At 68.2% G+C, this 23,659-nt stretch carries 18 protein-coding genes; 5 read left to right on the top strand and 13 right to left on the bottom strand.

Annotated elements, in window-relative coordinates:
- Positions 1 to 20: 20 nt before the first annotated feature.
- The 4 genes from B5X82_RS17520 to B5X82_RS17505 all read left to right on the top strand — a co-directional run bounded on the left by B5X82_RS17520 (position 21) and on the right by B5X82_RS17505 (position 4,844).
- On the top strand, positions 21 to 2,444 hold the full coding sequence (locus B5X82_RS17520) for a hybrid sensor histidine kinase/response regulator (RefSeq protein ID WP_079649471.1): 2,424 nt from the start codon (positions 21 to 23) through the stop codon (positions 2,442 to 2,444).
- A gap of 157 nt (positions 2,445 to 2,601) precedes the next feature.
- A complete protein-coding gene (gene recA / locus B5X82_RS17515; protein WP_079649591.1) occupies positions 2,602 to 3,675 on the top strand; it encodes a recombinase RecA in 1,074 nt (357 codons plus the stop codon).
- A gap of 160 nt (positions 3,676 to 3,835) precedes the next feature.
- A complete protein-coding gene (locus tag B5X82_RS17510; protein ID WP_079649470.1) occupies positions 3,836 to 4,183 on the top strand; it encodes a VOC family protein in 348 nt (115 codons plus the stop codon).
- 34 nt (positions 4,184 to 4,217) lie between these two features.
- Complete coding sequence (locus tag B5X82_RS17505) at positions 4,218 to 4,844, top strand: glutathione S-transferase family protein (RefSeq protein ID WP_079649469.1); 627 nt, start codon at positions 4,218 to 4,220, stop codon at positions 4,842 to 4,844.
- Between the two features lie 8 nt (positions 4,845 to 4,852).
- On the opposite strand, the gene B5X82_RS17500 is transcribed toward B5X82_RS17505, so the two are convergent.
- Positions 4,853 to 5,212, bottom strand: a complete 360-nt coding sequence (locus tag B5X82_RS17500) for a c-type cytochrome (protein ID WP_079649590.1) — start codon at positions 5,210 to 5,212, stop codon at positions 4,853 to 4,855.
- Between the two features lie 121 nt (positions 5,213 to 5,333).
- Between B5X82_RS17500 and alaS the strand changes: the two genes are divergently transcribed.
- Positions 5,334 to 7,997: an alanine--tRNA ligase gene (gene alaS, locus B5X82_RS17495; protein ID WP_079649468.1), complete on the top strand. Its 2,664-nt coding sequence runs from the start codon at positions 5,334 to 5,336 to the stop codon at positions 7,995 to 7,997.
- A 47-nt stretch (positions 7,998 to 8,044) separates the two neighbouring features.
- Here alaS and B5X82_RS17490 read toward each other — a convergent pair whose 3' ends face one another.
- The 12 genes from B5X82_RS17490 to B5X82_RS17435 all read right to left on the bottom strand — a co-directional run bounded on the left by B5X82_RS17490 (position 8,045) and on the right by B5X82_RS17435 (position 23,651).
- Positions 8,045 to 8,488, bottom strand: a complete 444-nt coding sequence (locus B5X82_RS17490; protein ID WP_079649467.1) for an SRPBCC family protein — start codon at positions 8,486 to 8,488, stop codon at positions 8,045 to 8,047.
- A 13-nt stretch (positions 8,489 to 8,501) separates the two neighbouring features.
- Positions 8,502 to 9,347, bottom strand: coding sequence for an SDR family oxidoreductase (locus B5X82_RS17485; protein WP_079649466.1), 846 nt, complete (start codon positions 9,345 to 9,347; stop codon positions 8,502 to 8,504).
- Between the two features lie 4 nt (positions 9,348 to 9,351).
- Positions 9,352 to 11,424, bottom strand: coding sequence for a TonB-dependent receptor (locus tag B5X82_RS17480; protein ID WP_079649465.1), 2,073 nt, complete (start codon positions 11,422 to 11,424; stop codon positions 9,352 to 9,354).
- Between the two features lie 117 nt (positions 11,425 to 11,541).
- On the bottom strand, positions 11,542 to 12,555 hold the full coding sequence (locus B5X82_RS17475; protein ID WP_235862717.1) for a Rieske (2Fe-2S) protein: 1,014 nt from the start codon (positions 12,553 to 12,555) through the stop codon (positions 11,542 to 11,544).
- Positions 12,556 to 12,795: 240 nt separating this feature from the next.
- The gene (locus tag B5X82_RS17470) at positions 12,796 to 15,381 is read right to left on the bottom strand and encodes a LuxR C-terminal-related transcriptional regulator (RefSeq protein ID WP_079649463.1); all 2,586 of its coding nucleotides are present in this window, start codon (positions 15,379 to 15,381) and stop codon (positions 12,796 to 12,798) included.
- Positions 15,382 to 15,469: 88 nt separating this feature from the next.
- Positions 15,470 to 15,904 carry a nuclear transport factor 2 family protein gene (locus B5X82_RS17465; RefSeq protein WP_079649462.1) on the bottom strand — a complete coding sequence of 145 codons (435 nt, stop codon included), beginning with the start codon at positions 15,902 to 15,904 and terminating at the stop codon, positions 15,470 to 15,472.
- 17 nt (positions 15,905 to 15,921) lie between these two features.
- Positions 15,922 to 18,243 (bottom strand): xanthine dehydrogenase family protein molybdopterin-binding subunit, encoded by a 2,322-nt coding sequence (locus tag B5X82_RS17460; protein WP_079649461.1) that lies wholly within the window; start codon positions 18,241 to 18,243, stop codon positions 15,922 to 15,924.
- On the bottom strand, positions 18,240 to 18,707 hold the full coding sequence (locus B5X82_RS17455) for a (2Fe-2S)-binding protein (protein WP_079649460.1): 468 nt from the start codon (positions 18,705 to 18,707) through the stop codon (positions 18,240 to 18,242). Before B5X82_RS17455 ends, B5X82_RS17460 begins: the two co-directional genes overlap by 4 nt.
- On the bottom strand, positions 18,701 to 19,489 hold the full coding sequence (locus B5X82_RS17450; protein ID WP_079649459.1) for an FAD binding domain-containing protein: 789 nt from the start codon (positions 19,487 to 19,489) through the stop codon (positions 18,701 to 18,703). Before B5X82_RS17450 ends, B5X82_RS17455 begins: the two co-directional genes overlap by 7 nt.
- 169 nt (positions 19,490 to 19,658) lie before the next feature.
- A complete protein-coding gene (locus B5X82_RS17445; RefSeq protein ID WP_235862716.1) occupies positions 19,659 to 20,660 on the bottom strand; it encodes a threonine ammonia-lyase in 1,002 nt (333 codons plus the stop codon).
- A gap of 119 nt (positions 20,661 to 20,779) precedes the next feature.
- Positions 20,780 to 21,697, bottom strand: a complete 918-nt coding sequence (locus B5X82_RS17440; RefSeq protein WP_209045885.1) for an MBL fold metallo-hydrolase — start codon at positions 21,695 to 21,697, stop codon at positions 20,780 to 20,782.
- A gap of 31 nt (positions 21,698 to 21,728) precedes the next feature.
- The gene (locus B5X82_RS17435) at positions 21,729 to 23,651 is read right to left on the bottom strand and encodes an FAD-binding oxidoreductase (RefSeq protein ID WP_079649456.1); all 1,923 of its coding nucleotides are present in this window, start codon (positions 23,649 to 23,651) and stop codon (positions 21,729 to 21,731) included.
- Between the last annotated feature and the right edge of the window lie 8 nt (positions 23,652 to 23,659).

Genomic DNA, 23,659 nt, shown 5'->3' with positions numbered 1-23,659 from the left:
GCGGCGGAGATCAAGCGCGGATGGCCACGCTGTTTTCCGCCGCCCCGATCTCCGCGAGCTCGGGCCGCTTCGCGCTCAACCTGCTGCTCGCGGTGCTCGCCTTCATCGCCTCGATCGGGATGACGGGGATGATCTGGGGCGCGACCGACAACCTGCTGGTCGCCGGCCTGTTCATGCTCGCCTTCTGCCTGGGGATCGGCATGATCCTGCTGGTGGCGATGCTCCGCGCGCGAATCCACAGCCGGCCCGAACGGCTGCTCGACACGGAATTGCTGCTGGGTACGATCGAGGATTCGGCGTCCGGGGTGGCGATCACCGGGCCGGGCGGCGAGTTGCTCTGCGCCAACCGCCAATATGAGACCTGGTTCGGCGGGCTGCCGACGCCGCCCGGCCTGCCGCTGGACGCGGCCGCGAGGATGCAGCTTTCCTCGGCGGCGCTGGCGGCGCGGCGCGACGGTCTCGCCCAGCTCGCCCGGCTGTCCACCGACCGCGGCCTGATCGATGTCGTCGTGCGACGTGCCGGCAATGGCGACGATCACCTCGTCTGGCGCTTCCACCGGTCGAGCGAGTTCGACGGGCTGGGCGACGTCATGCGGATGCTGGGCAGTGAAATCGGCCGGCGGATCGGCAGCGCCGGGGTGATGGCCGCGCTGGTCGACGGCAACGGCATCGGCCTGGTCGCCAACCGGGTATTCCTGCAACGCGCGCTGGGTTCGGCCGATGCGCCGAGCGCGGGCTGGGCCTTCGCCGAACTGCTGCGCAGCGACGGCGACATGATCCGGCTTGCCGCCGATCCCGCCACGGCCGATCCGGTCCGCCTGATCCAGATACCGCTCGACAATCAGGGCGGGGCCGACGCCACGTTGTTCCTGCTGCTCGACGAGCCGACCGGCCATGGCGCCGAGGCGCGGGCGGTGGCGACCGGCGATCTCCACGCGCTGCTCGGCATGCTGCCGATCGGCCTGGCCGTGGCCGAGCGCGACGGCCGCGTCCTGTTCATGAACAGCTCGTTCCGCCGCGCCGCCGGGCTGGGGCCGGAGGCGACGATCGTCTATCCCAGCGACCTCGTCGTCGAGGAGGACAAGGCTGCCGTATCCGATGCGGTGCGGCGCTTCTCCGCTGGGCGCGGATCGGCGAGCGACCTGTCGGTGCGGCTCAAGGAACGGCCCGAGGAAAACGTCTCGCTGACCATCGCCGCGGCCAAGGGGCTCGGCAAGGCGTCGGTGCTGCTCAGCCTCAAGGACAACAGCGAGGAGTCGCGGCTCAAGCGGCAGGTCGCCCAGGCGATGAAGATGCAGGCGGTCGGGCAGCTCGCCGGTGGCGTCGCCCACGACTTCAACAATATCCTGACCGCGATCATCGGCCATTGCGACCTGATGACGATGCGCCACATCCCTGGCGACAGCGACTATGACGACATTCAGCAGATCAAGCATAATTCGAATCGCGCGGCAGCGCTGACCCGCCAGCTGCTCGCCTTCTCGCGGCAGCAGACGCTGCGTCCGCAGATCCTGCAGATTCCCGACGTCATCTCGGAGATTTCGAACCTGCTCAACCGGCTGCTGGGCGAAACCGTCCGGCTCGAGGTCAGCCATGGCCGCAACCTGGGCACCGTCCGCGCCGATCCGGGGCAACTCGAGCAAGTGATCGTCAACCTTGCGGTCAACGCCCGCGATGCGATGCCCGACGGTGGCACGCTGACGATCCAGACCTATGCCGTGTCGCAGGCCGACGTCCGCCGGCTCGGCATCGAGATCATGCCGGTGACCGAATATACCGCGATGAAGGTGACCGACACCGGCAGCGGCATCTCCGCCGAGAACCTCAACAAGATCTTCGAGCCCTTCTTCACCACCAAGGAGGTGGGCAAGGGGACCGGCCTCGGTCTGTCGACCGTGTACGGCATCGTCAAGCAGACCGGCGGCTTCATCTTTGCCGAGAGCGAGGTGGGGGTGGGGACGAGCTTCGTCATCTACCTGCCCGTCCACGAGGCGCCCGCCACAGCCGCTGCCGCCCGGGCGCCGGCCAAGGAGGCGAGTACCGAGCTGTGGGGCACCGGTACCATCCTGCTGGTCGAGGACGAGGCGATGGTGCGCGCCGTCGCCGAACGGGCGCTGGCGCGGCAAGGCTACAAGATACTCACCGCCACCAATGGCGAGGAGGGGCTGGAGATGCTGGAAAGCGCCGAGGAGCCGATCGACCTCGTCATCTCCGACGTGGTGATGCCGACGATGGACGGCCCCTCCATGGCCCGCGCCGCGCGCGAGAAGCGGCCCGACCTGCCGATCATCTTCATGTCGGGCTATGCAGAGGAACAGCTCCGCCGCTCGATCGACCTCGATAATATCGGTTTCCTGCCCAAGCCCTTCTCGGTCCAGCAGATCGGCCAGGCCGCGCGGGAGGCGCTTGCCGACCATGCGCGCGGCGAGGCGGTGGCGGAATAATCGCCGAACATCCTCTCGATTTCGTCATGCCGGCGGAGGCCGGCATCTCGGGGATGACAGAAAGTTAAGTTCTCCTCTTGTTCCAATGGAACATTCGGGGTACATGCGTTTCCGGTTTGAGGTTTCGGGCCACCCGATCTACGAGGGAGTGACGCACATGTCGGCACAGTTGAAGCTCATCGGATCCGAAAGGGAAGCAGCGAATATGGACAGGCAGAAGGCCCTTGAAGCCGCATTGGCGCAAATCGATCGCGCCTTCGGCAAGGGCTCGGCGATGAAGCTCGGCAGCCGTGAGACGATGCAGGTCGAGGCGATCTCGACCGGGTCGCTCGGGCTCGACATCGCTCTCGGCATCGGCGGCCTGCCCAAGGGCCGCATCGTCGAGGTGTTCGGGCCGGAAAGCTCGGGCAAGACCACGCTGGCGCTCCACGCGATCGCCGAGGCGCAGAAGGCGGGCGGCACCGCGGCCTTTGTCGATGCCGAGCATGCGCTCGACCCGGTCTATGCCAAGAAGCTCGGCGTCGACATCGATGAATTGATCGTCTCGCAGCCCGACACCGGCGAGCAGGCGCTGGAGATCGCCGATACGCTGGTCCGTTCGAACGCGATCGACGTGCTGGTGATCGACTCGGTCGCGGCGCTGGTTCCTCGCGCCGAGATCGAGGGTGAGATGGGCGACAGCCATGTCGGCCTCCAGGCCCGGCTGATGAGCCAGGCGCTGCGCAAGATCACCGGCTCGATCAGCCGGTCGAAGTGCCTTGTCATCTTCATCAACCAGATCCGCATGAAGATCGGCGTGATGTACGGCTCGCCGGAGACGACGACCGGCGGCAACGCGCTGAAATTCTACGCGTCGGTCCGACTCGACATTCGTCGCACCGGCGCGATCAAGGACCGCGACGAGGTGGTCGGCAACGCCACCCGTGTGAAGGTCGTCAAGAACAAGGTCGCGCCGCCGTTCAAGCAGGTCGAGTTCGACATCATGTATGGCGAAGGCGTGTCGAAGGTCGGCGAGCTGCTCGACCTCGGCGTCAAGGCCGGGCTGGTCGAGAAGTCGGGCGCCTGGTTCAGCTATGATTCGATCCGCATCGGCCAGGGCCGCGAGAATTCGAAGGTCTATCTGCGCGAGAATCCCGAGGTCGCCGCCAAGCTCGAAGCCGCGATCCGTGGCAATGCCGACGGCGTCGGCGAGGCGCTGATGGCGGGTCCGTCCGAGGAGGACGACATCTGAGGCAAGGGAGAGGCGGAGAGCCTTCCCCATCCGCACCATCCTCTCGTCATTCCAGCGAAAGCTGGAATCTCCCTTTCCTTCGTGCCGCAGGCGGTGACGATGGAACAGGCATGGAGATCCCGGCTTTCGCCGGGATGACGAATATCGGGAAACGAGGACCATGACCGCGCGTCTCAACTATGTCGAGCTTCCGGTCGGCGACACGGCCGCGTCGAAGGCCTTCTTCGAAAAGGCGTTCGGTTGGTCGCTGACCGCCTTCGGCCCCGACTATGCTGCTACGACCGGGCAGGCCGGCAGCGACATCGGGCTCAATGGCGACGCGGGCGACGCCACGGCCGCGCCGCTCGCGGTGATCGAGACAGATGATCTCGAAGCCGCGCTGGCCTCGGTCGAGGCGGCGGGCGGGGTGGTCAGCCGCCCGATCTTCGCCTTCCCAGGTGGCCGCCGCTTCCACTTCCGCGAGCCTTCGGGTAACGAACTCGCCGTCTATGTGAACGAGCCGGGCTGATCGGCGAGCCGGGCCGTCTCGCGGGAGGCTGCCCATGGTGATGATCGTCCATCATCTCGAAAATTCGCGGTCGCAGCGTGTCCTCTGGATGCTCGAGGAACTGGGCCTTCCCTATGAGGTCCGCCGCTACGAACGCGATCCCAGGACGATGCTCGCGCCTCCTGCGCTCAAGCAAGTCCATCCGCTCGGCAAGTCGCCCGTCGTCGAACATGACGGGCGCATCGTCGCCGAGACCGCGACGATCCTCGAATATCTGGTGGCGCTCTCGGGCGGCGGGCTCGGCCCACCCGAAGACCCCGATGGGGCGCTGCGCTGGCGCTACTTCCTCGATTATGCCGAAGGTTCGCTGATGCCGCCATTGTTGCTGTCGCTGGTGATCGGCAAGATGGGGCCCCTCGGATGGCCCGCGAGGGGCTTCGTCACCCGCATGGCTATGACCCATATAGACTATGTCGAGGGCGAATTGAGCCGGCGTCCCTGGTTCGCCGGCGCCGAGTTCAGCGCCGCCGACGTCATGATGAGCTTCCCGCTCGAAGCCGGCCGCCAGCGCCTCAAGCTCGACGGCCGCCGCCCGTCGATCCTCGCCTGGCTCGGCCGTATCCATGCCCGTCCCGCCTACCAGAGGGCTTTGGAGAAGGGCGGGCCCTACGCCTATGCCTGACCTCGCGTTCAGCGCGTTTTCGCGGGCTTCGGTCCGATCTTTTCCAGATAGGCGATGAAGCGCTTGATGTCGGCCGGTTCCCATGGATCGGACGGCATGTCCGGATGGCCGACGACGATCCCTTCGGCGAGCGCTTCATCGAGCGTCTCGACCGGATAGCGATAGGCGAGCGAGCGGAAGGGCGGTGCCGCGGCGAGCGGGCTCGCTCCGGTCATTTCAGTGGCGTGGCAGGCGCCGCACCGTTTCACCGCCAGCGCGTGCCCCTCGCGCGCGAGCCGGTCGGACCGAGCCGTTGCGGCCTGCGCCGCGAAGAGGCAGAACAGGCCGAGCAGGACGGCCGCGGATCGTCGGGATGAGCGAGACATCATGAGGGCATATGCTCCGATGACATCGCTTTCGGCCATACGCATTAGGACGTAGCAGTGACGATCTGCCATGCTCTCCGCCGAACCGCTTGAGAAGCGGCCTGCTCTCGCCTAAGTCGCACCCATGACATCGACCAACGACATTCGCCGCTCGTTCCTCGACCATTTCGCGAAGGAAGGGCATGAACTGGTGCCGTCGGCGCCGCTGGTGCCGCACAACGATCCCACGCTGATGTTCGTCAACGCGGGCATGGTGCCGTTCAAGAATGTCTTTACCGGCCTTGAAAAACGGCCCTATTCGACCGCGACCTCCTCGCAGAAATGCGTGCGCGCCGGCGGCAAGCACAATGATCTCGACAATGTCGGCTACACCGCGCGCCACCACACCTTCTTCGAGATGCTCGGCAACTTCTCGTTCGGCGACTATTTCAAGGAACGCGCGATCAGCCTGGCGTGGAGCCTGATCACCGGCACCTGGGGCATCCCGGCCGAGCGGCTGACCGTCACGGTCTTCCACACCGACGACGAGGCGTTCGACCTGTGGAAGAAGATCGGCATGCCCGAGAGCCGGATCATCCGCATTCCGACCTCGGACAATTTCTGGTCGATGGGTGACACCGGCCCCTGCGGCCCCTGTTCGGAGATCTTCTACGATCATGGTGCGCACATCCCCGGAGGCCCCCCGGGCAGCCCCGACGAGGACGGTGACCGGTTCGTCGAGATCTGGAACCTTGTATTCATGCAATATGAGCAGGTCGACAAGGAAACCCGGATCGACCTGCCGAGGCCGTCGATCGACACCGGCATGGGACTGGAGCGCATCGCCGCGGTGCTGCAAGGCGTCCACGACAATTACGACACCGACACTTTCAAGGCGCTGATCGCCGCCTCGGGCGAGCTCACCCGGACCGCGACCAATGGCGATTTCAAGGCATCGCATCGCGTCATCGCCGATCACCTGCGCGCCTCGGGCTTCCTGGTCGCGGACGGCGTGCTGCCGGCCAATGAAGGGCGTGGTTATGTCCTGCGCCGGATCATGCGCCGCGCGATGCGTCACGCGCACCTGCTCGGCGCGGCCGAGCCGCTGATGTACCGCCTGGTGCCGAGCCTCGTCGCCGAGATGGGCGCCGCCTATCCCGAGCTGGTCCGCGCACAGCCGCTGATCGAGGAGACGCTGAAGCTCGAGGAGACCCGCTTCCGCCAGACGCTCGCCAACGGCCTGCGCCTGCTCGACGAGGCGACCGGCGGCATGAAGCCGGGCGACGTGCTGCCCGGCGCGGTCGCGTTCAAGCTCTACGACACCTTCGGCTTCCCCTATGACCTGACCGAGGACGCGCTGCGCGCGCAGGACCTGGGCGTCGACCGGAGCGGCTTCGACGCCGCCATGGCCGAGCAGAAGGCCGCCGCGCGCGCTGCCTGGAAGGGATCGGGCGAGAAGGCGTCGGACGAGGTCTGGTTCGACATCGCCGAGGAGTTCGGCGGCACCGAGTTCACCGGCTATGTCAGCGAGGAAGGCGATGGCCAGCTCCTCGCCATCGTCAAGGACGGCCAGCGCGTTGCCGAAGCCAAGGCGGGCGACGAGGTGGTGCTGGTCACCAACCAGACGCCCTTCTACGGCGAGAGCGGCGGCCAGATGGGCGACGCCGGCCGGATCACTGGCGACAACGGCCTGGAGATAGCGGTCGAGGATACCGCCAAGCCGCTCGGTCGTCTGCACGCGCACCGTGGCAAGGTGGTGAGCGGGTCGGTCCGGACCGGCGACGCGCTCCACCTGATCGTCGACGGCGATCGCCGCACCCGCATCCGCGCCAACCATTCGGCGACCCACCTGCTCCACGCGGCGCTGCGCAACCGGCTCGGCAGCCATGTGACGCAGAAGGGCAGCCTCGTCGCGGCCGATCGCTTCCGCTTCGACTTCTCGCACCCCAAGGCGCTGACGCCCGAGGACATCGCCGCGATCGAGGCCGAGGTGAACCGGCACATCCGCGAGAATGATGAGGTCACCACCCGGCTGATGACCCCGGACGCCGCGATCGAGGCCGGCGCGATGGCGCTGTTCGGCGAGAAATATGGCGACGAGGTCCGCGTCCTCTCGATGGGCAGGGCCGATCGCGACCTCGGCGCGAAGAGCTATTCGGTCGAGCTGTGCGGCGGCACCCATGTCTCCGCGCTCGGCGACATCGCGCTGTTCAAGATCATCTCCGAAAGCGCGGTGTCGAGCGGCGTCCGCCGTATCGAGGCGCTGACCGGCGAGGCCGCACGCCTGTGGCTGATCCAGCGCGACGAGAAGCTCAAGGAAGCCGCTGCCGCGCTCAAGACCGCTCCCGACGACGTGCCCGCGCGCATCGCTGCGCTGGTCGAGGAGCGCCGCAAGCTCGAACGCGAGCTGGCCGAGGCGAAGAAGGCGCTGGCGCTGGGCGGCGGTTCGAAGGCCGAGGCGGCCGGCCCCGAGGACGTGGCGGGCGTGAAATTCCTGCCGCAGGTCGTCGAGGGGCTTGACCCCAAGGGGCTGCGTGGACTGGTCGACGAGGCCAAGGCGACGCTCGGCTCGGGCGTGTCGGTAATCGTCGCGGTCAACGACGGTCGGGCGAGCGTTGCGGCGGGCGTCACCGGCGACCTGACCGACCGGATCAGCGCGGTCGACCTCGTCAAGGCCGCGGTGACGGCATTGGGCGGGCAGGGCGGCGGCGGCCGGCCCGACATGGCGCAGGGCGGCGGCCCGGACGGCGACAGGGCCGCCGATGCGGTGGCAGCGGTCCGCGACGTGCTGGCGAAGGTTCCTGCCTAGAGCCGGTTTCAGATTGATGGGAACGGTTCAATCTTACTGAAACTCGCTTAGATGGCTTCGGCCAGCGCCGCGCGGACGTTGGCGATCAGCATGTCGTGGTTCCGCTCGGCGATGGCGCGGGCGGCTTCGTCCTCCATGTCGACCGGCACGAAGCTGGTCCGCAGATAGAGGATCGATGCCGCCGGCCCGGCGGGGATGACGCGGGCATGGCCGCTGTGGCAGGCGAAGGGCACAACGTCGCCGGTATCGACGATGCTCAGCCGCATCTCGCGCGCGACCGGATCACACAGGTCGAGCCGTTCCCTGACGACGATCTCGGGCGGATGGCCTTCGAGACGCATGTGGCGGATCATGCCCACGCCGTCGCCTTCGAACTCGATCGATGCGACGATGCCGCGCTCGAGCCGGCATTGCCCTTCGCGGCTCGACAGCAGGTGCCACAGCGGGTCGGCCGGGGCGGCGATGCGAGTGGCCTTCTCGACAGTGATCATGCGGCTCCCATCCTCATGAAATGCCGAGCTGGCCGGCCAGGATGCGGTCGAGCGTCCGGTCGGGCAGCAGGCGCGGCAGCGTCCAGTGGGTCAGCCACCCGCGCATCAGCGCATAGCGTGGGCGCGGGTTGCGGACGGTGAGAACGTGGTGGACGAGCGCCGCGAAGCGCTCGGGCGGCAGCGCCGCCTCGCCCGCGGCGGCGAAGGCGGTCTTGAACCGTGCGAACAGTCCGCCGAAGTCTCCGTCCTGGAAGCGTTGGTCCTCCGGTCGGTCGATCTTGTCCCAGATCGGCGTCCGCACTGCGCCGGGCTGGATGACGATGGTCCGGATCCCGTAGATCGCCAGCTCGCGCCGCATCGCGTCGGACAGCGCCTCCAGCCCATGTTTCGACGCGGAATAGCCGCTGGTGAAGGGCAGGGTGATCCGCCCGCTGACCGAGGAGATGGTGACGATCCGCCCCGGCGCACCGCTTCGCGCGCGATCGCTGCCGAGCAGCGGCAGGAAGGCCTGGACGACGCGCAGCGTACCGGTCAGGTTGACGTCGATCTGCGCTTGCCAGTCCTCGATCGGCTGTTGTGCGAGCGGTCCGAAATGGGCGAGCCCGGCATTGTTGACGAGCCCCGCCAGGCGGTCCGCGCCCAGCGCCGCCGCGACCTGCTCGGCCGCCCGGGCGATCGCCGGGCCGTCGCGCAGGTCGAAGCGGAGCGGAACGAGGTCCGGACCGAGCTCGGCGCTGAGCGCCTCTGCCTGCGCTTCGGTGCGGACCGAGCCGAACACCTGCCAGCCGCGTTCGACCAGCAGGGCGGCCGTCGCGCGACCGATGCCGCTCGACGCCCCCGTGACGACGGCCGCCCGCATCGGCCTAGAAGTTGAACCGGCCGGTCAGGCCGTAGCGCCGTCCCCAGCTCCTCTGGTTGTAATCGCCGAGCGGGGCGCCGCTGAAGCGCTGCGCGACGACGTCGACCAGATATTCCTTGTCGAACAGGTTCTCGACATAGGCGGTCAGCGTCACCGGGCCGGTGCGCAGCGACAGTCGGGCATTGACCAGGTTGACGAAATTCAGCCGGTCGCGATTGTCGACTTCCCAATAATAATGACCGCCCTTGCCGTTCGCCTCGATGCGTGGAGTGAGATCGGTGTCGGCGCCGAGCGGGATGCGGTATTGCATCGCCGCCGAATAGGACCAGCGCGGCACCTGCGGCAGATCGTTGCCGGTGAAGTCTCCGGCCGCCGGCAGCCCGGCGAACACCGTCGTGTCGTAGCGGGTGACCTTGGTGTCGAGGAAACCGCCCGACAGCGAGATGTCGAGGCCATCCGCCGGGCGCGCCGTCATCTCCATCTCGGCACCGAAGATGCGCGATCGCGGGATCGGGTTGGTGATGATCTGCGATCCGGTGAGCTGGTCGAACAGGTAGATCTGCCGGTCCTTGACCCGGGTATAGAACAGCGCACCGTTGAGGGTCAGCTTGCGGTCGAGCCAGGTCGACTTGAAGCCGGTCTCGAAGCTCCAATTCTCCTCGGCCTTGTAGACGCGGGTGATGCGGGCGTTGGGGTTGAAGCCGCCGCTGCGGAAGCCCTTGCCGGCCGAGGCGTAGAGATTGGCGTCGGGCGTCAGCTTGTAGGTGATGGCGAGCTTGGGCTGGAACGCCTTGAACGTCTTGTCGTAGCGGGGCAGGCCGGGTAGCGCCCGGTCGGTCTGCTTGCGCTCATCGATGTCGTAGCGCAGCCCCAGCGACAGATCGAGCGCATCGGTCGCGCCATAATTGGCCTGCCCGAAGAAGGCGTAGGCGAAATTGTCATCGGTCGATCGGGTGGCGGTGAAGATGGTCGGCGCCGGGATGGGGAAGGGGAACAGCACCCCGCCGGCCCCCGGCCGCACGAACAGCACGCTGTCCAGCTTCTGGTCGGTCTTGATCAGATAGGCGCCCGCCATCCAGTTGAACCGGCCCGGATCGGACGTCAGCCGCAGTTCCTGGCTCCACGCGTTCGATTTGAATCCTTGCGTGCCCGACAGAAAGTCGAAGGGCAGGAAGTCGAAATCCTCGTTCAGGAAGAATTTGGTCCGCGTATAGGCGCTGACCGAAGTCAGCGTGGCGCCCGGGAATTCATAGTCGATCTTGACCGAGGCATCGTGGAGATAGCGGTCGACCTTGCCCGGTATGTCGGCTGTGATCGGCAGCAGGTCGGTCCGTCGCGAGCCTGGCGGCACGAAGGAATACCACGCGGCGCCGCTGTGGTTCTCGGTCCGCGAGCCGCGGATGTCGATCGTCAGCGCCTCGGTGGGATGGGCGATCAGGTTGCCGCGGAAGCTGTATGACTTGTCGTCGTTGATGTCGCGGCCGACGGTGACGTTCCTGATGTCGCCGTCGAAGTCGCGCACCGCCCCGGAAAAGCGGAACAGCAACTTGTCCTCGACGATCGGGCCGCTGATCGCGGCGCGAGCGCGCAGGTCCAGCCCAGTGCCAACCGTGCCCTCCACCATCCCTTCCAGCGCGTTGGTGGGCTGGCGGGTGACGATGTTGAGCGCGCCGGCGATCGCGTTGCGGCCATAGACAGCCCCCTGTGGGCCCTTCAGCACCTCGATCCGCTCAATGTCGAACAGGTCCTGGGTGAACTGGTTGACGTTGTTGAGCTGGACGCCGTCGATCACCACCGCGATCGGCGGCTCCCCGTTGCGGACCTGGCCGACGCCGCGGATGTTGATCAGGACGATGCCCGGCTGCTCGGCCGACGAGATGCTGAAGTTGGGAACATTGAGCGCGACGTCGCGGATATTGTCGATCGCCGCCGCCTCGATCGTCGCCGAGGTGAAGGCGGTGATCGCCTCGGGAACGTCCTGAAGTCGTTCCTCGCGCTTGCGGCCGGTGACGACGATCTGGTCGGGCGCCTCATCCGCTCCGACCGCCGGCCCGCCCGTTCCCGGCTGCTGCGCCATGGCGATCGTTGCGAAGGAAAATAGAGCGGTTCCAATGGCCCATCGGCCGATCCTGAGTTTCCCTGTCATGATGTTCTCCACGTCCCCTTTGTGGCGGTCGCTGCCGCCGTTCCTCGCTCAGATGAAATCGCGTGACGGGTGGGCGCGCGGATAGGCGCGCATATAGTCGAAGAAGCGGGCGAGCGTCTTGTCGCTCCTGGTCAGCGTGCCCGGCCGGAACTTGATCGACGACATGACCATCAGATCCTCCGACACGACGCCGCGTTCGAGCGCCTCGACGAAATCCAGGAAGCGTTCGACCTCCTCGGGCGTGCCCATGTCGCGACGGGCGGCCAGGACCATGTAGTTCTGGGAGAAGCCGGCCTGGGGCATCCCCATCGGGTTGAGGAAGCCGAACCAGCGGCCGGCATAGTCGGTGCTCTGATAGTAGAGCGACGTGCCGTAGATGCCGACGACATTGTCGACCGGCGATCCGTCGGTGTGGATGCCCGAGAAGCTGTAGAGCATCGAATGATCGGTCCAGGCGATGTCCTCTGGGTCGTCCTGGGTGAACGTGATGTTGTGGAGCGCCTTGATGTGCTGCATGTCGGGCGTGTTGGCGCACTGGATCCACGGATCGACTCCGTTCGGCTCGCCGTTGACGACCGTCCGGATGACCAGTTCCTCCTCGGGATGGGGGAAGTCGGGCAGGTCGTAATGCGGCTCGTCGCCGTTGAACGCCCAGATAATGCCGTATCGCTCCTGGCTGACGAATTTGTAGAGGCGGGCGGACGGCGGCGGCGGATCGCCGATCTTGGTGGCGATGCAGCGCCCCTGGCCGTCATAGCTCCAGTGGTGGAAGGCGCAGCGGACCGTATTGCCGATGACGTCGCCCGATCGCAGGTCGGCGCCCAGATGCGGGCAGAAGGCGCTGGCGACGTTGGCGACCCCATCCTCGCCCCGGAATACGATGATGCGGCCGTCGAGGAAGCCATAGCCCTTGACCGTGCCGACCGGCACGTCGGTCGACAGGCAGATCGGAAACCAGGATTGGGTGAACAGGCCGTCCTCGCCTTCGAGCAGGATCTTCTCGCCCTGCACGCGGCTCGTCGGATTGCCTGCGGCGGGACGGTTCATGATGCTTGTCGACACGATCGGCTCCTCTGACGCGGATGAAGGAGGGAGGCGCTCGGGGCGACGAAGGGGTATGCCGCTGATGTCATCCCACGCTCCCAATGGATGATGCGTCGCCATGAGAGGGGGAACGGGGGATGGAGACAAGCGTCGCGCTGGCTACGCCGTGCTGCCGAAAGTATGTGCGGGGTCGAGCGGTCGGAAGCTTCTGGCCGTTCGGATAGGTAGGGTGACGGAAGAGCGGGAGCCTAGCCCTGCTCAGTAGAGCAGGCCCTGCTGCTGGGCGACGGCGATCGCCTTGACCCGGTTGTGGGCGCCGAGCTTCCGGTAGATGCGCTGGAGGTGGAATTTCACCGTCGCCTCGGAGACGTTCAGGCGCTCTGCGGTCGACTTGTTCGATTCGCCCTGGGCGAGGCTGAGCAATATCTCGCGCTCGCGGGCACTGAGATAGGAGCCGCCGGCATCGCGGTCGATGACATGCTGGTAGCTCTGACCGAGCCGCTCCGACAGTTCGGCGAGGAAGCGGCTCGCCTCGGGGCCGAGGGCGTGGCGCTGTGAATGATGGGCGACCAGCGAGCAGAGCCGCGCCATCAGTTCACCCTCCTCGATGAAGGCCTGCATCGACGGCTGCTGTGCCGACTGGAGCAGCTCGACCAGCGTCGCGATCGCGCGCTGCGGGCTGCCCGAACCGGCGAGCAGCAGCGCCCGCAACAGGCCGATCTTGGCGACGAGGCGCCCGATCCCACGGCGCTCGCATTCGCCTTCCAGCGTGTCGAGCAGCACGGTCGCCCGGCGGAACTGACGCGAATGGATCAGCAGCCGGGCATTGGCGATGCCGAGCGCAAGCCGCTCGCGCCAGCGCGCGTCGTCCTCGCCATTGCCCGGCACCCGGATCGCGCGCAGCGCGTTGCCTGCCTGGTTGCGATGCCCGGCGAGCGACAGCAGCTCGGCCCGGAGGATCTGCATCACCAGCGAGAGGCGCGGAAGGCCGATGCGCAACGCCGCCTCGTCGCCCCGCCGGGTGACCGCGAGCGCGGTTTCGAGGCCACTGCCGCGGAAGGCGTGCAGCGCGGCGGTGCGATAGCCGCTGACGAACAGGTCGAGCCATCCATCGTTGTTCTCGGCGCTTTGCAGCGCGGGCAGCAGGTCGATGCCGAGATCGGCCTGGCCCTGATCGAACAGCAGCTCGGCGCGCAACAGCCGGCAGAGCGTCGCCATCGCCGGCTCTTCGGGGAAATGCTGGACGGCGATCGATTCCGCACTGTCGATGTGGCTGGCGACCTGGTCATAATGCCCCTGCCAGCTCCGCGTCGATGCGAGGTGGAGGTGGACGAAGAACTGACCGTAGCGTGAATCCGACCGGGCATAATAATGCTCGGCGGCGATCCCGGCTGCTGCGGCGTTGGCAAAATTACCGAGGCTCAGATGGACGCGGCAGATCAGGTTCTGGACCCAGCCCTGATGGATCACGTCGTCATGCGGCAGCGTCGCCGCGACCTCCGACAGCCGGTCGGCCAGCCCCGGCGCGAGCGGCTGATCGGCATGGCAGGCGAGCATGATGTCGAGCAGGTCGAGATCGCCAAGTGCGGCAGGACGCACGGCATGGCTGCCGGTTTTCTCCCGCAGGCGGTGGACCAGGCGCCGGGCGTCGGACACGCGGCCTTCCTTCGACAGGATCAGCGCCTCTGAAATGCCGAGCGAGGGTTCATGGTCGAGATAATGGCGCGGGAAAGCGGCCAGCACCGAGCGGAGCGTGCGCAGCCCGTAGCGCATCGAGAGATTGGCGGGACCGAAGCGCCGGACGAGCTGGACGCATTCGTCATAGTCCTGGGCGAGGCAGGCGTGCAGCACCGCCTCGTCGATCGCGTCATGCTCGATCATCCACGCCTCGATCGCGCGGTGGACGCTGCGGATGTCCGAGCCGATCCGCGCCTGGAAGCGCCGCATGAGCGTCGCGCGGAGCATCGGATTGACATGATACCAGAGGCCGTTGAGCCGCCGCGCCTGGAGCAGGCCGGCTGCGCGGCCGAGCCGCTCGACCGATTGCTCGACGGCCGCTTCGGGCGCGAGCAGCCGCGCCAGATCGAGCGTGAAGCGCGACACCACCGCCGTCCGCTCGAGGAAGTCGGCGTCCTCGGGCAGCAGCGGGGCGAGGATCTGTTCGTCGAGGAAGTCGGCGATGAGATCGGCCGATACCGACCCGACCTCTCCCGCCAGCGACGGCGGATCGCCGGCGCCGAGGCCGTCGCGGACGAATTTGAGCAGGATCGGCCAGCCCTCGCAACGATCGACCAGCCGCATGACGTCGGCATCCTCGCTGGCGCCGAGGAAGGCGAGCGCCTCGGCGCGGGAGAAGCCGAGCTGGTCGGGGCCGATCACAGCGACCCGGTCCTGCGCCCGCAGCTTCGCCAGTCCGGGCAGGTTGCCTTCGCGTGAGGCGATCACGAAACGCAGGCCGGGGGCGAACAGGATCAGGTCGGACAGGGCCGGGGGCAGGGTGTCGCCCGCCTCGTCGATACCGTCGAGGAACAACATGGACAGACGGTCGTCGTCGGCCTCGCCGTCCACCGCCTCGGCCACGCCCGCCGCGTCGGGCTGGGCGGGATCGACACCCAGCGCATGGGCGACGCGCCGGAAGAAGCGGCTCAGATCGGCGTCGCGCTTGTCGAGCAGCAGCGCGGCGCAGCGCTCGCCGCCCGCCTCGACCGCCGCGCGCAGCCGGTCGAGGGCGACGCTCTTGCCATGGCCGGCCGGCGCCCGCAGCAGCGTGACATGGTGGCGGGCGATCCGGGGCGCCAGATCGTCGATGCGTCGGGACCAGCCGTCCCCGGCGTTGATTGTCATGGTCCCGGCCTCGCCTGTCGCGATGGAGAGCTTAACCGCTCGCGACCGAACGGAAAGCCTCTATCGCATCCGTACCCCGTTCGACCGATCAGACCAGCTCGGCCGGCAGCGGCTTGTCCTCGCCCTCGCTGTCCCAGCCCATCGCCGCGATCTGCCAGTCGCCGTCGTTGCGGACCAGCAGGAAACCGTTCGCGCCCCGGCCGACCGGACCGCCGTCGATCTGCGCCCGATAGCTGCCGATCGCCACGGCGAGGTTGCCGAACACCTTGACGATCGTCTTGTTGGCACGCTCGTCGAAGGTCTTCATCGCGCCGCTCTCATATTGCCCGCGCATCCGGCCGACGAAGGTCTCGATGTCGGTCGGGCTGAGCGGGCGGGCCGACGGGGCGAGCAGCGCGTCCTTGCGCACGGCGGCGGCGAAGGCGGTGAAATCGGGCGCCTTGTCGGCGGACCAGCTGATCGCCTCGAACATCTGCTCGACGATCTCGCGGATACGCGCCTCGTCCTTCGCATAATCGGCCATGGGAATATTCCTTTCGTTCAGCTTGGGAGAAGGCTTTCCGGGCGGATAGGCAGCCGGTTGACGGCGTCGCCGGCCGTATCGCCCAGCGCGTCGCGGATGGCGTTGGCGATCGCGGCCGGGATCGGGATCGCGCCGCTTTCGCCGACGCCCTTCGCGCCGTTGGGGAAGAAGGGGGACGGGGTTTCGAGATGGACCAGCGCGATCGGCGGGACATCGGCCGCGAAGGGTAGGGGATAGTCGCGCATGCAGCGGGTGACGGGCCGTCCCGCCGCGTCATGGTCGAGCCCTTCGTAGAGCGTGGCGCCGATCCCCTGCACGATCCCGCCGATCACCTGCGCCTCGACCAGCGCCGGGTTGATCTGCCGCCCGCAATCATGGCCGAACAGGATGTCGCGCACGTTGACCAGCCCGGTCTCCCGGTCGACCTCGACCTCGGCCAGCGCGACACCGTAGGTGATGGCGAGCGTCGCGGGATCGAAGCTGGCGCGGGCGTCGAGCCCGGGGTCCATTCCGGCGGGAAGGTCATGGGCGAGATAGGCGGCGCGTGCGGCCCGGGCGATCGATACGCGCCGCGCGGCGTCGTCCCGCACCTGCACGCCACCCTGGCTGAGTTCGACATCGTCGGGCGCCGCGCCGAGGAGATGCGCGCCGATCGCGCAGAGCTTCTCGCGGAGGCGGCTGGCGGCGAGCATCACCGCCGATCCGCCGATGCCTGTCCCCCGGCTGCCGCCGCTGCCATAGGCGGTATAGGGGCAGGCCTGGGTGTCGCCATGGACGACGGTGACGTCCTCGTCGGGCATCGTCAGTTCGGCGGCGCAGATCTGTTGCAGCACCCGTTCGACGCCCTGGCCCATCGGCGTCTGGCCGGTGAAGACGACGACCTGCCCGCTCGGCTCCATGCGGATCGTGGCAATGTCGAAGCCGCCCGAGGCGATGCCGATCATGCCGCACAGCGCGGACGGGCCGAGATTGGTCGGCTCGACATAGAAGGCGAGGCCGATCCCGACGGCGCGTCCCTCGGCCCGTTCGGCGCGCGCCCGACCGACCCGCGCGCGATAGTCGAAGGCGTCGAGCGCGAGATCGAGCATCTCCTCGTAGCGGCCGCTGTCGAGCAGCAGCAGCCCCGTCGCGGACGGCGCGGGCATCGCCTCGGGGGGCACGAGGTTGCGGCGGCGCAGTTCGGCCGGGTCGATGCCGATCCGCCGCGCGGCATCGTCGAGCGCGCGTTCGAGCGCGAAATTGACCTCGGGCGTGCCATAACCGCGATAGGCGCCGGTCGGCGTCTTGTTGGTGACGACGACCCGCGTCGCAACATGGACGTCGGCGATGCGATAGGCACCCGTCACCATCATCGCTCCGGCCCAGGCGGCCCCGACCGAGGCGGCATAGGGCTCGGCTCCCTTGTCGAGGGTGATCAGCGCCTTGAGGCCGAGGATGAGGCCATCCTCCGACAAGGCCAGCTCGATATCGACGATCTCGTCGCGGCCGGGAGCGCAGGCGACGAACGCCTCGGCCCGGCTCTCGATCCAGCGCACCGGCGCGCGCAGCCACAACGCGAGATATGCGAGCAATATCTCCTCGCCATAGGGGCAGGACTTCGATCCGAACGCCCCGCCGACGTCGGGCACGATCACCCGGATGCGGTGCTCGGCGACGCCCAGGCACCAGGCGATCGCCTCGCGCAGCTGGTGCGGCCCCTGGGTCGAGCTGTGGATGGTGACGCCGTCCTGTGCCGGATCATAAGCGGCGAGCACGCCGCGCGTCTCCAGCGAATGGGCCGAGACCCGGCCCGACACATAGCGGCCCGAGACATGGACCGGCGCGTCGGCGAAGGCGGCATCGGGTTCGCCGCCGCTCCATTCGGCCGAGGCGACGACATTGTCGGGCCAGTCGTCGTAGAGGCGAGGCGCATCGGCGGCCAGCGCCTGGTCGATCGAGGCGACGACCGGACGCGGGGCATAGGCGATCCGCACCAGCGCGGCGGCGTGGCGGGCGATCGCCTCGCTCTCGGCGACGACGATCGCGACCGGCTCGCCGACATAGCGGACACGGCCGTGCGCCAACGCGCGCAGCCCCGAGCGGCGCTGGCCGGGGACGTCCCAGATGATCGGGGGCGGTTGGATCGCCGCGAGGATGTCGCCGCCGTCGAGCACCAGCCGCACCCCGGCGACGGCTCGGGCCGCACTGGCGTCGACGCTGATGTCGGCATGCGCCTCGGTACTGCGCACCACCACTGCGTGGAGCATGCCGGGCATCGACAGGTCGGCGACATAGCGACCGCGCCCTTCGAGGAAGCGCCGCGCCGAAGGGCGGGCGTGACCGGGCATCGCCGCGCTCATCGGTCGCGCCCCAGCAGGTCGCGGACGGCCGCGACGATCGGCAGATAGCCGGTGCAGCGGCAGGCGACCGACGATATCCGCGCCTCGACCTCGGCGTCGCCGAGCCTCTCGCGCGCATCGTCGCGCAGCATCGCGGCGACGGTGGTGACGAAGCCCGGCGTACAGAAGCCGCATTGCAGCGCATTGTGCCGCAGGAAGGCGTCGGCGATCGTTTCGAACGTCTCGCCGGCGGCGACGCCCTCGACCGTCTCGATCGCCACACCGTCGCATTGGCCGGCCAGCGTCAGGCAGGCGCGCGCGGCGCTGCCGTCGAGCAGCACGGTGCAAGAGCCGCACACGCCTTCGTCGCAGGCGACATGCGTTCCGGTCAGGCCCAGCGTTTCACGAAGCAGCGCGGACAGCCGGGTCGTGGCGGCGGCCTCGATCGCGGTGTCGCGGCCGTTGAGGGTGCAGTTGATCAGCATGCCGCATTCTCCGCCGTCGCGATCGCCCGGCGGGCGGCGGCGAGCGCCCAGGCTCGTGTCGACGGTCCATCGAAGGCGGACGACCGCGCCACGAGTGCGTCGAGCAGCGCGGGGCCGTCGGTAGCCTCGATCCGGAAGGGTTGGCAGGTTCCGCCGCTGACCGTCAGCCGGGCGCGCCCGGCGCCGAGCCGCGCCAGCGCCATCGCCAGCGACCGGCCGCCCGATCGCCGCCGCAATATCTCGGCAAAGCCGGAGCGCTCGTGCGCGGCGGGGAGGGGGAGGCGGATGGCGCGGATGAACGGCGGCGCGTCGGCGCAGCCCGCGATCAACTGGTCCACCGGGCACAGCTCACCCCCGGCGAGGATGATCCCGGCGTCATGGGCGAGCAGGAAGGTCGATATCTCCGAGGCGGGATCGGCCAGGGCGAGACTGCCGCCCAGCGTCGCGCGGTTGCGGACCGCACTGTTGGCGACATGGCCGAGGCAGGGTGCGGCCACGGGGAAGGCCCGGGCGAGTTCGGCCCGCGCCGCGGCGATCGTCACCATTGCGCCGATCTCGACATGGTCGGCGCGCCACTCGATCCGGCCGAGCTCGGCGATGCGGCGCAGGTCGATCAGCGCGGCGGGCGTGCCGCCCGGCCGGTACAGTTCAGGGATCAACGTCTGGCCACCCGCGAGCAGCCGGGCGCGGCCGTCATGGCGGGCGAGCAGGTCGCCGGCCTCGGCGATCGTCGCGGGCAGGAAATAGTCCGGCACGGCAGGGACGGGAACCGGATCATCCATCGTCGCGCGCCCTCCCTGCCATTCACGCCACGGCGGTTTCCGCCATGCGCTTCATGGTCGTCATCCCCGGCCGCCAGTCAAATCGTTCTTCGGGATCTGGAGACGACCGAAAGGATGGGGCGATCGGCCCGCCCGTCCTGGCTTAGCCGAACGGCTAGGTCCACCTGCGCTATTGCAAGCCGGTGAGGGTGCGTCCGGTTTCGATGTGGGCGGCGAAGCCGGCGATGTCGATATTGGCCCCGCAGACGATCACGCCGACCTGCTGCCCGTATAGCCGCTCGGCGAGCGGGCCCAGCATCGCGGCGGTCGCGGCGGCGGCGGCCGGTTCGACCGCGAGCTTCGCTTCACGAAACAGCAGGTTCATGCCTGCGCGGAGCTGGTCGTCGGAGACCAGCACGATCTCGTCGACCGACCGGCGGCACAGGTCGAAGCTGTAGGGCAGCGAATAGGGCGGGGCGAGGCTGTCGGCGATCGTCGCGATCCGCGCATTGGCGACCGGCTCGCCCTCCTCGAAGCTCCGCCGCATATTGTCGGCACCCTCGGGCTCGACGCCGTAGACCGTGCAGCCGGGGGACAGCAGCTTGATCGCGGTGGCAAGGCCGGCGATCAGTCCGCCGCCGCCGATCGGGCAGATCACCGCGTCGAGCGGCCCCGCCTGCTCGACCCATTCGAGCCCGATCGTCGCGGTGCCGAGCGCGGTCAGCGGCCCTTCGAACGGATGGATGAAGCTGCGCCCTTCCTCCGCCTCGATCTGGCGAGCGCGTTCGAAGGCCGATGCGCCGTCGGGGGCGATCTCGACCTCCGCGCCGAGCTTGCGGCAGCGCTCGACCCGAGCCGGATTGGCACTGGCGAGCATCACCACCTTGGCCGACAGGCCGAGCGAGCGGGCGGCATAGGCGGTGGCGATCGCATGATTGCCCGCGCTGACCGCGGTGACGCCCCGCGCGCGCTGTTCGGGCGACAGGCCGAGCATCACGTTGAGCGCGCCACGCGCCTTGAAGGTGCCGGTGCGCTGGAACAGTTCGAGCTTCAGGTTGACGCGAGAATCCGGCCCCAGCCGCTCGACGATCTCGTCGCATTGCCAATCGAGGGTCGGGGTGGTCACGACGCGCGTGCCAAGCGCCTCGCGCGTTGCGCGAATCGCTTCGATCGAAAGGGATGGGCTGGTCATCCGTCCATTGTGCAGCATTTCGCGCGCACGCGAGCAAGACGATCGGATGGGCATGGCCGGATTCCGGTCGAAGCCTATCCGATCGGATGGGCCCAGCGCCGATCTCCCGCGCCGTCCGCTCAGATCACCATCAGGTCGCGCCCGACGACGATCTCGCCGCGATAATATTTCTGGACGCCGACGATCCACTCCTCGTCCGTCACCCCGACCGCCGGGACGAGATGGGTCAGGACGACCTTCCCGACATTGGCCTTCGCGGCCAGTTGCCCGATCTGCTCGGTGGTGGTGTGGCTCTTGCGCAGATGGTCGCGCAACGTCGGCGCGTTGGCCGTGCTGATCCGGTCGAGGAAGGGTTCGTACAACGCCTCGTGGATCAGGACGTCGGCGTCGCGAGCCAGCTCCGCCAGCGCCTCGCTATAGGTGGTGTCGCCCGAGATGACGATCGACCGGTCCGCCGTGTCGAAGCGATAGGCGAAGGCCGGGCGGACCGTATAATGGTCGACCAGCGCGCTGCGCACCGTCACGCTGTCGTCGCGGTACACCAGCCCGCCCGTGTCGCGTTCGCGGACGGTGATCAGCTTTTCCAGCGGCGGCCGGCCTTCCTCGCGCATCCGCGCCGCCATGTCGTAGGCGGATACGCCAAGCCCGTTCTTCACGATCTCCGCGATCGGCGGCGGCCCATGCACGGCGACCGGCGTGGCGAGCCCGGCCGCCCAGGCCAGGACGAGCAACGTCGCGACGTCGATCACATGGTCGGAATGGTTGTGGGTGATGTAGACCTGGTTCAGCAGGGGCAGGGCGATCCCCGCCTTCGCGAGCTGGTGGGCGACGCCGTTGCCGCAGTCGACGAGGTGCAGCCTGCCGTCGATCACCAGCGCGGTCGACGGAGCGGCGCGCTCCGGGATCGGGCTCGGCCCGCCCTTGGTGCCGAGCAGCACCGCATGGGTGCCCTTCTGCGGCAATGCCCAGCCCGGCAGGGCGAGGGCGCCCAGCGCCGCGGCCATTCCCGAGACGACGGTTCGACGTCCTACCAGCAATCCATCCTCCCACATATCCCTGACCCGGCCGCTAGATCAGCGCGGCCGCCTGCCTGGCCCCGCGCCGGGCCTCGAGCATGGCATGGGCCATGTTCATGTTTCCCTGAAGCTCCGAATGGGCGAAGCGGATGCGTCCATAGCTGCGGCGGATCGTCTCGTGCGGGGCCTCCTTGCCGTCCTTGCCGAAGAAGAAGCCCGGCGACGGCGCAAAATAGGCATGTCCCCAGCGGTTGAGGACGATGCCGGCGATGTCGCGCCGGGCGTCGAAGCCATGGCTGCCGAACATCGCCGTCAGTTGCTCCCGGATCTGCCGCTCGAACGTCGCATAGGAGGTGTCGAGCAGATATTGGCGGGCCACCGCGCCCTGCGCTGCCATGTCCTCGCCGGGGCGAAGGATGGGGATATAGAGCGTCAGCATGATCGGCGAGTCGGGTGTCAGCGGCCGGGCATTGCCGGTCAGGTCGACGTCGCGGCGAATGCAGGCCTCCCAGCCGAGCCCGTCGAACCATCGCGCCGCGATGATCCCCAGCCGGTCGAAGAAGCGCCAGTGGCGTAGCCCGATATTCGCCGTCATGACCGGACCGTAGTTGAAGCCGGAATAGGCCTCCGCGATGTCCGAGGGGAGATCGCGGACGATCCGGCGCGCGACCCAGCCGCCCGCGCCGACCACCACCGCCTTGGCGGCGACGCGGTGCAGGCGTCCATTCCGGGCATAGGTGACGAAGACCCGTTCGGCCTTGTCCGGCGGCCCGTCATGCTCGACCCGGACCACGGTGCTCGACAGCCGGAGGCGGACCGCCTGTCCGGGCCGGTCGAACGCCGCCGGATTGAACGGCGCGGTCGCATTGGCGAGCAGCCCGCCGTCGCCCTGGATTGCGTCGGAGATCATCCGCTTCAGCATGGTGCGGAGGATCGTGGCATTGCCCCCGGGGAAGGACACCGCCTTGAGGTTGCTGAAGCGGCTGCTGGCACCGCTCGGGATCGTTCCTGGAAGGGTGAGCCGCCGCGCGGCATAGGCGGAGATCGCGTCGCTGCAGACGCCGTAATTGCCGACCCCGATCAGCGGGTCGACATAGCTCGATATCTCCGGGCCATAGCCGAGCCGGTCGAGCAGTTCCCTATAGCTCATCGAGTCGAGGAAGCGGTCGAAACCGTCCCCCGCGCCGGGAAGCGCCGATCCGTCCCGTCGGTTGTTGAAAAAATCGTCCACGTCGCGACGGATATTCTCTGGCCAGGGCGTCGACCGGAACGCGTCCTTCCACGGGTTGGTGCGCCAGCCATCGGCGCCGAAATAATAGCCGACGTCGAATTCGCGCTCGATCACCATCGGGTCATAATGGCTGTTGGGGATGTGGTATTTTTCCGCGCCGCCGGCCAGCGGCACCAGCGGAAAATCGGTCGGCATCCCGATCTCGTGCCAATAGTCGCGGAACACCTCGTAGCGCTCGCCATAAGGCTGGACGGGCACGAGGCTCTCGTTCGATCCCTGCGGCCCGGCCAGCCGGATGCCGTCGACGTCCAGGTCGTTCTGCTTGGCTTCGCCGCCGATGACCGGATGGTTCTCAAGCAGCAGGCAACTCTGCCCCGGCTTCGCCTGGCGGGAGAATTCATAGGCCGCGGTGACGCCCGAAAAGCCTCCGCCGATGACGACGACGTCCCAGCTCTCCTCGACCGGCGAGGTTGCGATCGCTTCATAGGCGCCGTCGCGGATCAGGTGCGCGGCGTCGCGCACCTGCTCGGTATTGCCGTTCGACACGCTATAGTCGCCGACGCCGCCATAGCCCGTCCAGGCCGAGCCCGAGGGGGCGAAGGGCCCCGCCGCCGCGGCCCCCGCCGGTCCCGACGCGGTCAGCAGCGCGCCGGCGCCGACGAGCGCGCCGTTGACGAAGTCCCGCCGCGTGATCGCGGCGTCCATGCCGAGATCGAGACGGCTGTCGCTGGGATCGCGCGTCATGCGTCCCT

Origin of the sequence: Rhizorhabdus histidinilytica, assembly GCF_900167915.1 — a bacterium.
Lineage (GTDB): Bacteria > Pseudomonadota > Alphaproteobacteria > Sphingomonadales > Sphingomonadaceae > Rhizorhabdus > Rhizorhabdus histidinilytica.
Note: the sequence above shows the minus strand (reverse complement) of the source record. Positions and strands in the feature narration are given on the sequence as shown.

Excerpts from the sequence above, each read along its gene's own strand:
- B5X82_RS17435 (WP_079649456.1), bottom strand. The coding sequence starts at position 23,651 with ATGACGCGCGATCCCAGCGACAGCCGTCTCGATCTCGGCATGGACGCC.
- recA (WP_079649591.1), top strand. The coding sequence starts at position 2,602 with ATGTCGGCACAGTTGAAGCTCATCGGATCCGAAAGGGAAGCAGCGAAT.
- B5X82_RS17445 (WP_235862716.1), bottom strand. The coding sequence starts at position 20,660 with ATGACCAGCCCATCCCTTTCGATCGAAGCGATTCGCGCAACGCGCGAG.
- alaS (WP_079649468.1), top strand. The coding sequence starts at position 5,334 with ATGACATCGACCAACGACATTCGCCGCTCGTTCCTCGACCATTTCGCG.
- B5X82_RS17520 (WP_079649471.1), top strand. The coding sequence starts at position 21 with ATGGCCACGCTGTTTTCCGCCGCCCCGATCTCCGCGAGCTCGGGCCGC.
- B5X82_RS17450 (WP_079649459.1), bottom strand. The coding sequence starts at position 19,489 with ATGGATGATCCGGTTCCCGTCCCTGCCGTGCCGGACTATTTCCTGCCC.
- B5X82_RS17490 (WP_079649467.1), bottom strand. The coding sequence starts at position 8,488 with ATGATCACTGTCGAGAAGGCCACTCGCATCGCCGCCCCGGCCGACCCG.
- B5X82_RS17510 (WP_079649470.1), top strand. The coding sequence starts at position 3,836 with ATGACCGCGCGTCTCAACTATGTCGAGCTTCCGGTCGGCGACACGGCC.
- B5X82_RS17480 (WP_079649465.1), bottom strand. The coding sequence starts at position 11,424 with ATGGCGCAGCAGCCGGGAACGGGCGGGCCGGCGGTCGGAGCGGATGAG.
- B5X82_RS17455 (WP_079649460.1), bottom strand. The coding sequence starts at position 18,707 with ATGCTGATCAACTGCACCCTCAACGGCCGCGACACCGCGATCGAGGCC.
- B5X82_RS17500 (WP_079649590.1), bottom strand. The coding sequence starts at position 5,212 with ATGATGTCTCGCTCATCCCGACGATCCGCGGCCGTCCTGCTCGGCCTG.
- B5X82_RS17485 (WP_079649466.1), bottom strand. The coding sequence starts at position 9,347 with ATGCGGGCGGCCGTCGTCACGGGGGCGTCGAGCGGCATCGGTCGCGCG.
- B5X82_RS17460 (WP_079649461.1), bottom strand. The coding sequence starts at position 18,243 with ATGAGCGCGGCGATGCCCGGTCACGCCCGCCCTTCGGCGCGGCGCTTC.
- B5X82_RS17470 (WP_079649463.1), bottom strand. The coding sequence starts at position 15,381 with ATGACAATCAACGCCGGGGACGGCTGGTCCCGACGCATCGACGATCTG.
- B5X82_RS17465 (WP_079649462.1), bottom strand. The coding sequence starts at position 15,904 with ATGGCCGATTATGCGAAGGACGAGGCGCGTATCCGCGAGATCGTCGAG.
- B5X82_RS17505 (WP_079649469.1), top strand. The coding sequence starts at position 4,218 with ATGGTGATGATCGTCCATCATCTCGAAAATTCGCGGTCGCAGCGTGTC.